This is a genomic window from Bacillus sp. BS3(2021) (assembly GCF_021043345.1).
GTDB classification, from domain to species: Bacteria; Bacillota; Bacilli; order Bacillales; family Bacillaceae; genus Bacillus; species Bacillus paralicheniformis.
Genome location: NZ_JAJNDM010000005.1, coordinates 324917 through 339049, shown reverse-complemented (window position 1 = coordinate 339049; position 14133 = coordinate 324917). Strand labels below are relative to the sequence as shown.

Genomic DNA, 14133 nt, shown 5'->3' with positions numbered 1-14133 from the left:
CTGATATCCGAAAAAACAAATGAGCCGAAACAGGTCGGATTCAAATAAAGGCTGCCGGAAGAAGAATAAAAGACGGATGTCGGTCTTGTGTTCATGCACTTTTGTTTAAATATGGACTGAAAAACAATCGATTTGCAATGCCCGGGTGGATATCGGCATGAAGAACTTTGGCATTTAAAGAAGGTGCCTGCAAACTTTTTATTGCCCCTGCGCGATCTGTAAAGGATTCTCCCTCCGTAAATGATTTCAGCTGCCAATCATCATGAAAATGCAAAAAAGGTGTTTTCCTTTTTGATTTTGCACTTAGAAAAGGAGGAGTTTTGTAATGCTGGGCTCAAGTGAGACGGTTGGAAAAATGTCAGGTTTATTTGGTAATGATTCTGTGTATCCGAAGGTGCAAACAGAAGTATATAAAAAAATCAATGAACTGAGTGGTTTTCATAGGCTGGATGATATTTATCTTTCCTTGATCGACCAGTATATGTTTCCTTGTCTGATCCTGAATGACCGGGGAGAAATTGTCGCGTCCTCAGAAAGTGCCGATCAATATTTGAAAAGTTCAAAAGGCAACATTCATCAAGCTTTTCCCGCGAGCTTATCCGTGCAGGTCAATGCCGCTTTACAGCGGGCAAAAAAAGAGAAAAAAGTGTCGTTTAAAAACGTTCCGATTTATTTAAGCGGAGAACTATCCTTTGTTCATTTGACATTAAAAAGTTTCTTCCGCCAGTATCACAAGCTTTATGTGCTGTTTATCGAAAAAGCAAAAGAAGAGGCTGCCCGCGCGCCGGTATCCGGCGGAGAGGACGTCCAGCTTCATCTCCAACATCTGTACCGGACGGTAAAAGAGCTCGAAGCGTCCAACGACGCTTTGGTGTCCGCCAATCAAAAGCTTCAGGAAGAAAACAAAAAATTAACGGCGCTAAACAGGGCGTTTGAAAAGAAAGTGAATGAGCTGAACACCCTTAAAAATGATCTGAACAATCTGCTGACGAGCACGAACATCGCCGCCGTTTTTTTGGATCAGGAATTGAAATTGAAATTATTTACGCCAGAAGCCGCCAATATGTTCGACCTGAAAAAGGAGGACCTTTCAAGGCCTGCCGATAAGCTGACAGAGAGGTTCAACTATGAGGAGTATGCCGATGACTTAAAGCGGACGCTTTATGAAAACAAGACGGTCGTAAAAGAGTTCGAAATGCCAAACGGCGGCTGGTATGCCGTGAAAATGATGCCTTATTATGCTTCGGGGAAAAAGATTGAAGGCATTGTTGTCACGTTCACGAATGTCACTGAACTGAAAAAGACAAACGAGGCCCTGCACATCAGCTCACAGGCTATTGATCAAAGTCCGGCCAACATATTGCTCACTTCGGTCGACGGTTCGGTTACTTATGCAAACAAACGCTTCTGCCGGATGCTCAGAAAACAACAAGATGACATCATCGGCAGGGATGTATTTGACATTTACCGCAAGCATTTTCACTGTGAAGATCTCCATCGCTACTGGAAGCACGTCCTTGATAAGAAACCATGGTCAGGGGATCTTCATTACCAGGATGGGGAGCAGCAGGACAGGTGGGAGCAAACCTCCCTTGTTCCTGTGGAGGACAGCGCAGGGAACGTGCATCAGGTGATGCTGATATCCGAGGACATTACAAACCAAAAGCGGTCTGAAAAAATGCTTATGAAATCGGAAATGCTGTCAGCGGTCGGGCAGCTCGCTGCCGGGATCGCTCATGAAATACGGAATCCCCTCACATCTCTGAAAGGGTTCCTCCAGCTGATGATCCAGTCTAAAAAATATCAAAAAGACTATGCGGAAGTGATGATGTCCGAATTCATCAGGCTTGAAGCGATTATCAACGAATTTCTCGTATTGGCCAAAACAAAATCGACTACATTTGATCCGGTTCAGGTCAACTCGATTGTTGAAGATGTCTGCATGGTATTGGAGTCGCAGGCCGTGCTGAACAATGTGCGGATCGAGAAACAGCTGAGCGGAGATCTCCCTGAGATTCTTGCTGTATCAAATGAACTGAAACAGGTTTTCCTCAACATATTAAAAAATGCGATCGAGGCGATGGAGGATGTTGAAGGCTTTATCACAATACGTTCCTACTTTGAAAAAGACAGCGTATTCATCACCTTTGAAGATCAGGGAAAGGGCATCTCAAAAGATGTGCTTGAAAAGCTTGGGGAGCCATTTTATACAACGAAGGAAAAAGGAACCGGGCTCGGATTAATGGTTACATTTAAAATTATTGAAAATCACGGCGGAAGCATTCATTTTGAAAGCGAGGAAGGAAAAGGAACGACCGTAAAATTGAAGCTTCCGATTAAAGAATGAGAATGCGGTCATCCCTGTTCTCATTCTTTTTTGAAAATTTTACAAAAAAATTATATGTTCTTTATCATCATCAGATAAACTTGACAGGAAGCAAAAAACGGGAGGCGAATATATGGTCAATGTTCTAAAGTGTCGTTTTTTAGCTGGTTTGACGATCACCCTTATGATGATTGCGTCTTTTTTAGCGCCGTTTGCGGACGTATCGCGCGCTTCAGAAACGATTACCGTAGAAGAAGCGATTAAGCACAACGAAGGGCATGCAGCCGTTGAAGGGTATGTCGTCGGGCATACTGTGTCGAGCGGCCATTATCGTTTCAGCGGAAATTTCGCCAACGATTATAACATCGCAATCGCAGATAAAAAAGAGGAAACATCACCTGAGAACATACTCCCCGTGCAGATACCCGCATCTTTCAGAGACCAGTTCGGTTTAAAGACAAACCCTCATCTCATCGGAAAAAAACTCATCATTCAAGGCGAACGCTCTACATATTTTAATTCCCCCGGTTTGAAATCCGTTCAATCCATCACATTTTCCGGAGGCGATGCGCCGCCAGTCCAGCCGGAGATCAAAACGATAGCCGAGGCGCGCAAGCTTTTAAATGAAACGGTCAAAATCAAAGGAATCGTCACTGCGGATCAAGCAGCTGTCGGAGGAGGAAAACTGTCCACATTTATTCAGGACGACACGGCGGGAATCAATATTTATTCCGCTGTACAAGGCGATTTTCCGGAGCTGAAAGAGGGGATGTCTGTCTCGGTCACAGGGAAGATCACGACATTCAAAGGTTTGACAGAAATTGTTCCTGTACCGTCAGGCATTGAAGTAACCGGAGAAGGAGCGGCACTGCCTGACCCTGTTCCGTTGACCATTAAAGATGTGCTCGATCACGGAACGGCAGCTGAATACGAAGGCCGGCTTGTGAAGATGAAAGGCTTTATTGAAACAAAGCCGGATGCGCCGGCAGGCGGCGGCTATAATATCACGATGATCGATGAAAACTATCATCCGCTCACACTAAGGGTGATGGAACAAACGAACGCCGCCGAATCGATAGAACAAGGACAATGGTACGAAATTACCGGCGTGTTAAGCCGTTATGATACGGTGCAGCTTCTGCCGAGAAAGCAGGACGACCTTCAGATATTAGACGGCGTCGCGCATCCTCCCCCCGCTGCTGAAGGGGAATACGAAAGTGTTGTCGAACGAGTTGTTGACGGGGATACGATCCACTTAAAAGAGCCGGTTCTCGGATCTACAAAAGTCCGCTATGTCAACATAGATACAGCCGAAACTTATCATACGCCGAAAAATGAATTAGATGAAAACCAGCTGAAACATGGAAACAAGGCGAAGGAATATTTGCAGTCTATATTGGCTCCGGGAGACAAAGTCACTGTGAAGGTGGGCAAAGAAGCAAAAGACAGCTACGGCCGCCTGCTTGCCCAAGTCATCACTGAAGACGGCGTCAATACGAATTTGCAGCTTGTCCAAAAGGGGATGGCTGTCACCTATTTCATTTGGCCGATTGGAAGCGATGAAGACTATCAATTGTTTCAAAGCGCCGTCAAAAAGGCGAAAGACGAGAAAATCGGCATTTGGAATCCCGCTGATCCCCTCCTCGAAATGCCGTTTGAATTTCGTGCCAGGGAGCAAGGCAAAGGGCTGACGCGGCACGTCGGAGACTCTGCGGAAAAAACGTATGTTGCGCCTGAAAAGTGGCGAGAGATTCCGGTGGAAAGACGAATTTTCTTTGCGACGGCTGAAGAAGCGGAAGCTGCAGGCTATTCGAAAAAAGAGCAAAGCGGCAATATTCCGCTGCGTCTGTTAAGCATGAATGATCTGCATGGAAAGATCGATCAGCAATATGAGCTCGATCTAAACGGCGATGGCCGGACGGATGGAACATTCGGCAGGATGGATTATGCAGCAGCATTAATCAAAGAAAAAAAATCCGAACGTGAAAATACGCTGATCGTCCACGCAGGCGATATGATCGGAGGAAGCTCGCCGGTTTCTTCCCTGCTTCAAGACGAACCGACAGTTGAAGTCATGGAGGAAATCGGATTTGACATTGGAACCGTCGGGAACCACGAGTTTGATGAAGGGACCGAAGAGCTGCTGCGCATGTTGAACGGCGGCGAACACCCTGAAGGGAAAGGGACAAAAGGTTATGACGGACAGAATTTCCCGCTTGTCTGCGCCAATTGCAAGTTGAAAACAAGCGGGGACAGCTTTCTTCCTCCTTATGAAATCGTTGAAGTTGAAGGAGTGCCTGTCGCTTTTATCGGCGTCGTGACACAGGCGGCTGCCAATATGGTCATGCCCGAAGGGATTCGCTCAATTGAATTTACAGATGAAACAAAGGCCGTCAACCAGGCTGCAAAAGAATTGAAAGCGAAAGGGGTCCGGGCGATAGCGGTGCTCGCCCATATGACAGCTTCCCAGGACGGCGGAGTTGTGACCGGTGAATCAGCCGAACTTGCCAAAAAAGCAGATCCCGAGATCGATGTTATCTTTGCCGGCCACAATCATGAAGTGGTCAACGGCCAAGTCAATGATATTTTAATCGTTCAAGCATACGAATACGGGAAGGCAATCGGTGTTGTCGATCTTGAAATCGATCGGGAATCGAAAGACATTGTTCAAAAGAAAGCGGAAATCGAATATGTGAATCAGGAAAAGCTCAAGCCTGATCCGGCGGTCGGTCAGATACTGGATAAATATGAGCAGATGGTTGCGCCGATCATCGGTGAGAAAGTCGGTGAAGCAGCGCGCGATATGGCAGGAGGCTATTCAAATGACGGAGACACCCCTCTCGGAAATCTGATTGCTGACGGCATGCGGCAAGCGATGAATTCAGATTTCGCATTGATGAACGGGGGCGGGATCCGCCAAGATTTAAAAAAAGGAACGATTACATGGGGAGACTTGTTCAATATCCAGCCTTTCGGCAATGTACTCGTCAGGCTTGAAATAAAAGGAAGGGATTTATACGATATTATAGACGCGCAAATATCCCCATCATACGGTCCGGATTACTCGATCAGCGGCTTTACCTACACATGGAACCCGAAAACAAATAAAACCGCGGATATCTTTCTTGAGGACGGAACGCCAATTGATTTAGACCGGACATATACGCTGACCGTAAACAACTTTATGGCATCTGCTTCGGGCAGCAAGTATTCGCCGATTTCCCGGCTTGGAAAAAATTCGGTCACAGGGCCGGAGGATATCGAAGCCACAGTAGAATTTGTCAAAAGCTTTAAAGAACCGATCGCTTACGCTGCCGAAGGACGAATCAAAAAATTAGCAGAAGATGATTCGCGTCCGGGAGAAGAGCCAGCTGATCCTGATGATGAAGAAAAACCCGGAAGCGGAGGCGCTGATCCGAATGACGAAGAAAAACCGGTTGGAGATAAGGGCGATGGAGAAAAGCCCGGCAATGACAGCGGAGAAAAGCCGGTTCATGGCGATACGTCAAAGAGCGGAGCTGCTCCTGTTGCAGGCGTGACGATCGGTGAAGGGGCGGATGCGCCGGAGGAGAAGATGGACGGTCTGTCAAATGATGCGTTTCTGTCAGATTCGCATGAAGAGCACAAGCTGCCCGATACGGCGGCCTTTTACGGCGGTTTCCTTTTGTACGGCTTCCTGACATTTATGTTTGGAGCGATTCTTTATATGCGGAAAAGGGGTATTGCAAAACTATGAAAGTCAAGATGTTATCGTTTCTGCTTATGACGGCGGGGCTTGCCATTTTTGCATACGGCGGCTGGAAAATATTCGATATGAACAGACAGACCGATATTTCTTTAACTGCAGCAAAAGAAGCCATTGCATCGAGTCAATCCGTCCGTTCAGCAAAGCATCCCTCAGCGCCCGCATCGTTTAAACCCGACAACGGCGAAGCGGCAGGCATCCTCCATATTCCCAGACTGGACGCTGAGCTTCCCATCGTTGAAGGAACCAGTCCCGATGATTTGAAAAAAGGTGTCGGTCATTATAAAGACAGCTATTATCCAAAACAAAACGGGCAAATTGTTCTTTCGGGGCACAGGGATACGGTTTTTCGCAGAACAGGAGAGCTTGAAATCGGAGATAAGCTGAAAATCGAGCTTCCATACGGAAGCTTCGAATATGAAATCACACACACGAAAATTGTTGATCAAGATGATACATCCATCATCACGCTGCAGCACGAAAAAGAAGAACTGCTGTTAACGACATGCTATCCGTTTTCTTATGTCGGAAATGCGCCTGAGCGCTATATTATGTATGCAAAACCGCTTTAAGGCTGTCCTTAATGGACAGCCTTTTTTATGTTTAATCAATCGTGCCGAACAGTCGTCCGATTTCGTCTTTCAAGTCATCCGGCAGCGGTGCTGTGACAGTGACGGGTTCTTTTGTGATCGGATGGGTGACATTGATTTCGATCGCGTGAAGAGCCTGCCTCGGAAAAAGCCCCTCTGAACCGCCGTATAAAGTGTCGCCTGACAAAGGATGGCCGATGCTTGCAAGGTGAACACGTATTTGGTGGGTTCGGCCTGTCTCCAGCTGCAGCCTGCATAGTGTAACATCGTGCCGGCTGTCATACTCTTTCGATTCAAAATGGGTCACGGCGGGCTGTCCGGAATCGGACACCCTTCTTCTGACGGGGTGGTACCTGTCTCTGCCGATCGGCGCCGAAATGGTTCCGGTTCTTTTTCTGAATTTCCCTTCCGCTACAGCTAGATATGTACGCGACAGTTCTTTTCTTTGCAGCTGTTCGTCTAAAAGGGCGTGGGCGAGGCGGTGCTTTGCAAAAACGACAGCGCCGCTCGTATCCTTATCAAGACGGTGGACGTGCCGGACTTTCCGCTCCTCGCCGTTCATTTGAAAATAAAACGCCACAAGATTGCTCAGCGTGCCGGTCTGGCCAGCTTCATTCGGATGTGTCGCCATTCCCGCCGGCTTATTGACAATGAGCATATGATCATCTTCAAACAGAACGGGAAGTTCCCCGTATTCAGGGACGATTCCGCTTTCTTCCTCCTCCCTGAGATCGATCATCACGCTGTCTCCGCTCTCCAGCCGAACGTTATGATCTACGGGTTTATGATTCACTTTAATTTTCTCGTTTGCGACCCAGTATTGAATGACAGGCTTCGATGCTTTCGCTTCTCTTTTTAGAAATGCAAATAAATGTTCGCCGTCATGCCGGCTGCCTGCACTAAAGATTAAGCCGTGGTTTTTTTGGTTCATTTTTACTGCTCCTTTCTGTAAAAAGCGTTCAGCCATTAGGAAACACTTACCTTCACAGCCCATTGTTTATGTATGATATTCTGATTGAAGAGATTTGAACAAGGGATGAAGGGTGATCAATTTGCGAATTGTAAAGGCAGCAACTGAAGAACAAGAAATTTATATAGAAGAGCTTGTATCAGAGCTGTATCAAATATTTCCATTGTACTTGAATAAACAAAAAATAAAAGAACTTAAAAAGCAGGGCATGCTTGAATTGAAAGAGGATGAATACAAAGGAACGCTCGATGAGGCGTTTCAGATTATGACAAGCCTGCAATTGATCCATGCCTTATTAACTAAGGCGAAGCGCCGGTGGATGCTGAAAGACCGTGATTTGTTCGATAAAAACTGCCGCAAGCTGAATGACTGCGGTTTGTACTTCCCTCTGACATCCGCCGACTTTCATATCGTGAATACCGAGAATAAAATGCTGATGTAAAATCGGCTTTTGCCTGAATTGAAAGAGCTTGTTCCGTTTTCGGAAAAGCTCTTCTTTTTATGAAAAGATGATATAAGAAATAAGCGGAAAACACAATGAAATGGTGCCAACTTCCTTTTTAGCATGTGCGCGACCTGTACATACTAACAATCGAAAGGGGTGCAGTCTATTGACGACAATCAGCAATGCAATGTCTAAGCAAGTGGCGACAATTTCTTCCAATCAAACGGTTCAAGAAGCGGCTGAGTTGATGAGCCGTCATAATATAGGGGCGATCCCGGTCGTAGATCAAGGCGTGTTAAAAGGAATGATCACAGACCGTGATATCACACTCAGAACGACAGCGGAAGGCCAGGATGGACAGACGCCTGTTTCAAACGTGATGACAACAAATGTTGTTTCAGGGAATCCGAACATGAGCCTTGAAGAAGCATCACAGCTGATGGCTCAAAGTCAAATCCGCCGTCTGCCGATCATCGATAACAACCATTTAGTTGGGATTTTGGCGCTCGGGGATCTGGCGGTAAACGAAATGTCCAACGAATCTGCCGGACAGGCGCTTACGAACATCTCCACTCCGGCACGGACTCAGTAAGAACGGAAGAGCTTGCCTCTTACAGCAGGCTCTTCTTCATTTATACATACCGGTTTTTAGTGTCTTCTCTTTTCAAGGGGCGGCAAGAAGGATACAATGAATGGTGCAAACAGTCAAAAGGAGTTGGGCTAAAGCGCGATGATTAAAGCAGTGATTTTTGATTTTGACGGTCTTATTTTAGATACAGAAACGCATGAATATGAAGTGCTCCAGGAAATTTTTGAAGAACACGGCTCAGAGCTGCCTATGTCGGTTTGGGGAAATGTCATCGGCACGGCCGCCGGATTCCAGCCGTTTTCTTATCTGGAGGAACAGCTGCAAAAAAAGCTGGACCATGAGCAATTGACGAAATTGAGGCAAGAGCGTTTTACGAAAAGAATGGAAAGCGAAAAAGCGCGTCCCGGTGTGGAAGCTTATTTGTCCGCAGCGAAAGAGCTCGGTTTAAAAATCGGCTTGGCGTCAAGCTCGGATTATAAATGGGTGTCTCAGCATTTGAAACAAATCGGCCTGTACGATGATTTCGAGTGCATCAGAACGGCCGATGATGTTGAGGAAGTCAAACCGAACCCGGAACTCTATTTAAAAGCGGCGGAGTGTCTCGGTGTGAATCCTGAGGAGTGCATTGCATTTGAAGATTCTGTTAACGGATCAGTCGCCGCGAAAAGAGCCGGAATGAAATGTGTGATTGTACCGAATAAAGTAACGAAAAGCCTGCTGTTCGAGCATTATGACCACCGTTTGGAATCAATGGCGGAAATGGAGCTGGAGCAGCTGATCGAAAAAATTTCCAATCCATCATAAAGAAGGCAGAGGAGGAATGGGACGTGTCTGAAAAACTGGATCTTTCCCGCTTTGAAAAAAAGATTGTCATCCGCAATATTGAAGAAAAAGATATCGACAGCATCATCGGGCTTCAAGAGCTATGTTTTCCGGGAATGATCCCATGGAAACGGGAACATCTAGAAAGCCATTTGGAACACTTCCCGGAAGGCCAGTTTTGCGCAGAGCTTGACGGAGAAGTCATCGGTTCCTGTTCAAGCCTGTTGATCAACTTTGATGAATATGATGACAGACACACATGGCAAGATATTACAGACGACGGGTATATTACGAATCACAATCCCGACGGTTTAAACATGTACGGGATCGAGGTCATGGTTCATCCTGAATACAGACGGATGAAGATCGGCCACCGTCTCTATGAAGCGCGTAAAGATCTGGCAAGGCGCTTGAATTTAAAGAGCATTATCATCGGCGGCAGGATTCCGAACTATCATAAGTACGCTTCCGAGATGACGCCGAGGGAGTATGTCGAACAAGTCATCCACCACCAGATCTATGATCCGGTTCTTTCGTTTCAACTGTTGAACGGATTTACGATGATGAGGATCAATCCGAACTATCTCCCGGATGACAGAGCATCAAGCAAATATGCGACATTGATGGAGTGGAATAATGTCGACTACTTGCCGCAGACGAAGCGCTATTACAAATCAGCTTTTCCGGTGAGAATCTGTGTGATTCAATATGAGATGAAGCAGATTCATTCCTTCGAGGAGTTTGCCAACCAAGTCGAATACTATGCAGACGTGGCTTCAGACGCGGGAGCGGATTTTGCCGTCTATCCCGAAATCTTTACGACGCAGCTGATGTCGTTTCTTGAAGAGCGTTCACCGAGCCTGGCTGTTCAGCGGATCACTGAATATACAGAAGACTATATCAGCCTGTTCACAGATCTTGCCGTTAAATACAATGTCAACATTATCGGCGGTTCCCACTTCGTTGAAGAAGAAGGGAAGATCTACAATATCGCTTACTTGTTCAGAAGGGACGGAACTATCGAAAAGCAATATAAGCTTCATATTACCCCGAATGAACGAAAATGGTGGGGCATCAGCAGGGGGGACGAGGTGCGCGTCTTTGACACAGACTGCGGCAAAATCGCGATCCAGATCTGCTATGACATCGAGTTCCCGGAGCTCGGCAGAATCGCAACCGAAAAAGGGGCCAAGATTATTTTCACCCCTTTCTGCACGGAAGACCGCCAAGGCTATTTGCGAGTCAGATACTGCGCTCAAGCAAGAGCGGTTGAAAATCAGGTGTACACGGTTATTTCCGGTACGGTCGGCAATCTGCCGCAAACCGAAAATATGGATATCCAATATGCACAATCCGCGATTTTTGCTCCTTCAGATTTTGAATTCGCAAGGGATGGAATCGTCGGAGAATGCAATCCGAACATTGAAATGGTGGTCATCGGCGATGTCGACCTGGAAATTCTCAGAAGGCAGCGGCAGGACGGAACCGTCCGGCAGCTCAAGGACAGACGCCATGACATCTACCGGATTCATTATCAAAAATAGCAGATTCGTGTGCCGGCCGTTTTAGGCCGGCTTTTTCATGTTGACTTTTATCTTTATTTTTCATATATTGTAACTATTAAAAGGAGGTGGAAAAGATGAATCAAACTGGTAAGCGTATGACGGATATGCAAGCTCATCTGTATATTTGTCGCGCGATTTTTTCCGGGGAATGCGTATTACGGGATCAGTCTGCCCTTTTTTACACATTCAATTGGAAAAAATACCAGTGAGAGACATCTGCCCACAATCGGATTTTTGATGCTGACGGCGGGGTGTAAGCTCTGCCGTCTTTTTTTATGCTCGGTGTCTCTTTACGGAGTGCGGAGGAAAAATAGATGATGATATGCAGTTTGCAACATGTCGGGCAAACATACGGAGGACATACGATTTTCAGCGGGCTGTCATGGGACCTGCACCAAGGGGAGCGAATCGGTCTGATCGGACGAAATGGGGAAGGGAAAACGACGTTGTTGAAGCTGATCGGCGGCCAAGCGAAACCTGATGAAGGCCTTGTGACTTGGAAAAAAGGATTATCAACGGGGCTCTTGGAGCAGAATCCCGCATGGGACGGCAGCCAAACGGTAAAAGAGCTGCTGTATGATGTTTTTTCGTCATTATGGGACACACAGCAGAAGCTTTCCCGGATTGAACGGCAATTGGCCGTTGAAAAGGACGAGGAAAAACTCAGTCTTCTATTGGAAAAGTACGGGGCTTTACAAGATGAATTTCAGCGGAAAGGCGGCTACGGCATCAGTGCGCAAATCGAACGGGTAGCGCACGGCTTAAATATCGAGCGGCTACTCGATGCCGAGTGGCGGGAGTTAAGCGGAGGAGAACGGACGAAAGCGGGTCTTGCCAGGCTTCTCTTGGCAGCTCCGGATCTGCTTTTGCTGGATGAACCGACAAACCATTTGGATTTGACAGCGATCGAATGGCTGACGTCTTTTTTAAAGCAGTACAAAGGCACAGCAGTCATTGTATCGCATGATCGCTATTTCCTGGATGAATCGGTCACCTCAATTCTTGAAATCGACCAGGGAGAGCTTCACTTTTCCAAAGGCGGCTATACACATTATGCCGATGAACGGGAAGAGCGCCTCATGAGAGAATTTCATGACTATCAGGATCAGCAGAAGAAAATCAAAAAAATGAAGGACACGATCAAGCGGCTGAAGGAATGGGCGAATCGCGCCAATCCTCCGAATGATGGCCTGCACCGGCGAGCCAAAAGCATGGAAAAAGCTTTGGAGCGCATGGAGAAGGTGAAGAAACCCGTACTGGAACGCAAAAAGATCGATTTAGCTTTCAGCATGGATGAACGAAGCGGAAAAGATGTCGTCAGGCTTGAGGATGTCTGCAAAAGCTTCGGTGAGCGGTTGCTTTTTGACAATCTCAGTATGCATGTCCGTTTTCAGGAGCGCGCCGCCATCGTCGGAGAGAACGGCAGCGGCAAAACGACGCTGCTCAACATCATTAGCGGAAAGGAAACACCGGACAGCGGTGACGTGCAGCTTGGCAGCAATTTATCGGCCGCATATCTGACGCAGCATGTCGGCGAAATGGAGGAAGAGCGCACGGTTTTAGCCGAATTCCGTGAACATGTTTCTGCATCAGAAGGCGAAGCCAGAATGTTGCTTGCAAAGTTTTTGTTTTTCGGCCAATCCGTCTTTCAAAAAGTGAAAAATTTAAGCGGAGGCGAACGGATGCGGCTTCGCTTGGCCCAGCTCGTTCACCAAAACCATAATGTGCTGATCCTCGATGAGCCGACAAACCATTTGGACATCGAATCGAAGGAGATGCTTGAAGAAGCATTAAGCCAATTTCAAGGGACGATTATCGCAGTTTCGCACGACAGATACTTTCTTGACCGGCTTTTCAATGTCACCTGGTGGCTTGACGGCAGAAAACTCGTCAAGTATGAAGGGAACTATACATTCGCAAGAGAGAAGCGGCGGCAGGGTTGACACATTTTTATCACATTTGATAGGATATTGCTACAGTTATAGAAGGCAAAAGCAATGGAATGTATGCACGTACTGTATATATTCTCTTTCGATATCTTAATTCTGCTTGATTTTGTTGTATGGGCATGCATACAAGTTAGGCAGCATTCAAACGCCTGGTTGACACAGGTTATTTGAGTGCTGCCTTTTTTTATTGTCTTTCTGCCATAACTGTGAGAAAAGAAGAAATAATGGAGGTTTTAGTATGGCTTTTCGAAAACCGGATGAAATAGCGGAGGCGGCAATTGAAGCAGGAATGAAAAAGATACAGCTCCCGCTGCCGTCTCTGCTTGTATTGGGGTTTTTAGGCGGCGCATTTATCGCCCTTGGGTACTTGCTTGATATCAGGGTAATCGGCGACCTGCCGAAAGAATGGGGAAGCCTGTCCAGCCTGATCGGAGCTGCCGTATTTCCTGTCGGTCTGATCCTTGTGGTGCTCGCTGGCGCTGAATTGATCACAGGGAATATGATGTCCGTTGCGATGGCTTTATTTTCAAGAAAAATATCACTGAAACAATTGGCGGTTAACTGGGGAATCGTTACGATTATGAACTTAATCGGGGCACTGTTTGTTGCTTACTTTTTCGGACATTTGGTTGGATTGACTGAAACAGGCCCTTATTTAGAAAAAACGATCGCCGTTGCACAAGGAAAACTAGATATGAGCTTCGGCAAGGTTCTCATTTCCGGCATTGGCTGTAACTGGCTTGTATGTCTTGCTGTATGGCTTTCTTTCGGCGCGCAAGACGGAGCAGGGAAAATCCTTGGCATCTGGTTTCCAATTATGGCTTTTGTCGCAATCGGATTTCAGCACGTTGTCGCCAACATGTTTGTGATTCCCGCAGCCATTTTTGCAGGCTCGTTCACGTGGGGGCAGTTTATCGGAAACATCATTCCGGCTTTTATCGGCAATGTCATTGGCGGAGCCGTGTTTGTCGGTCTCATTTATTTTATTGGATACCACAAGAAAGACCGCTCCAGACAAGAAATAAAACGGGTATCATAAACTAAGGGCAAACATACAAATGCCGTCCGTTTTTGGAAAAAGATGATGATGAAATGGGATTAGGCGGGTGTACTTCAAAGTAAGAAAAAAGCA

10 protein-coding genes are annotated in these 14133 nt (G+C 46.6%); 9 read left to right on the top strand and 1 reads right to left on the bottom strand.

Annotated features, from left to right (window positions below; translation table 11 throughout):
- Nucleotides 1-325: 325 nt before the first annotated feature.
- From LQ247_RS13725 to LQ247_RS13715, 3 genes are all read left to right on the top strand, one after another.
- On the top strand, nucleotides 326-2347 hold the full coding sequence (locus LQ247_RS13725; RefSeq protein ID WP_231006159.1) for an ATP-binding protein: 2022 nt from the start codon (nucleotides 326-328) through the stop codon (nucleotides 2345-2347).
- 112 nt (nucleotides 2348-2459) lie between these two features.
- Nucleotides 2460-6062: a 5'-nucleotidase C-terminal domain-containing protein gene (locus tag LQ247_RS13720; RefSeq protein ID WP_280639421.1), complete on the top strand. Its 3603-nt coding sequence runs from the start codon at nucleotides 2460-2462 to the stop codon at nucleotides 6060-6062.
- Nucleotides 6059-6643: a class D sortase gene (locus tag LQ247_RS13715; protein ID WP_023856493.1), complete on the top strand. Its 585-nt coding sequence runs from the start codon at nucleotides 6059-6061 to the stop codon at nucleotides 6641-6643. The genes LQ247_RS13720 and LQ247_RS13715 overlap by 4 nt, the downstream gene beginning before the upstream one ends.
- Before the next feature lie 31 nt (nucleotides 6644-6674).
- On the opposite strand, the gene LQ247_RS13710 is transcribed toward LQ247_RS13715, so the two are convergent.
- On the bottom strand, nucleotides 6675-7592 hold the full coding sequence (locus tag LQ247_RS13710; RefSeq protein ID WP_035339123.1) for an RluA family pseudouridine synthase: 918 nt from the start codon (nucleotides 7590-7592) through the stop codon (nucleotides 6675-6677).
- Between the two features lie 112 nt (nucleotides 7593-7704).
- Here LQ247_RS13710 and LQ247_RS13705 point away from each other — a divergent pair, with 112 nt between their 5' ends.
- From LQ247_RS13705 to LQ247_RS13680, 6 genes are all read left to right on the top strand, one after another.
- Entirely contained in the window at nucleotides 7705-8073 is a 369-nt protein-coding gene (locus LQ247_RS13705) for a DUF5365 family protein (RefSeq protein ID WP_026579999.1), read from the top strand.
- A 190-nt stretch (nucleotides 8074-8263) separates the two neighbouring features.
- The gene (locus tag LQ247_RS13700; RefSeq protein WP_425332687.1) at nucleotides 8264-8668 is read left to right on the top strand and encodes a CBS domain-containing protein; all 405 of its coding nucleotides are present in this window, start codon (nucleotides 8264-8266) and stop codon (nucleotides 8666-8668) included.
- A gap of 138 nt (nucleotides 8669-8806) precedes the next feature.
- On the top strand, nucleotides 8807-9469 hold the full coding sequence (locus tag LQ247_RS13695; RefSeq protein WP_023856497.1) for an HAD family hydrolase: 663 nt from the start codon (nucleotides 8807-8809) through the stop codon (nucleotides 9467-9469).
- Nucleotides 9470-9492: 23 nt separating this feature from the next.
- Entirely contained in the window at nucleotides 9493-11031 is a 1539-nt protein-coding gene (locus LQ247_RS13690; RefSeq protein ID WP_020450701.1) for a bifunctional GNAT family N-acetyltransferase/carbon-nitrogen hydrolase family protein, read from the top strand.
- A 335-nt stretch (nucleotides 11032-11366) separates the two neighbouring features.
- Nucleotides 11367-12995 (top strand): ribosomal protection-like ABC-F family protein, encoded by a 1629-nt coding sequence (abc-f, locus tag LQ247_RS13685; protein WP_144498032.1) that lies wholly within the window; start codon nucleotides 11367-11369, stop codon nucleotides 12993-12995.
- Nucleotides 12996-13239: 244 nt separating this feature from the next.
- Entirely contained in the window at nucleotides 13240-14040 is an 801-nt protein-coding gene (locus LQ247_RS13680; RefSeq protein WP_101560636.1) for a formate/nitrite transporter family protein, read from the top strand.
- Nucleotides 14041-14133: the final 93 nt, after the last annotated feature.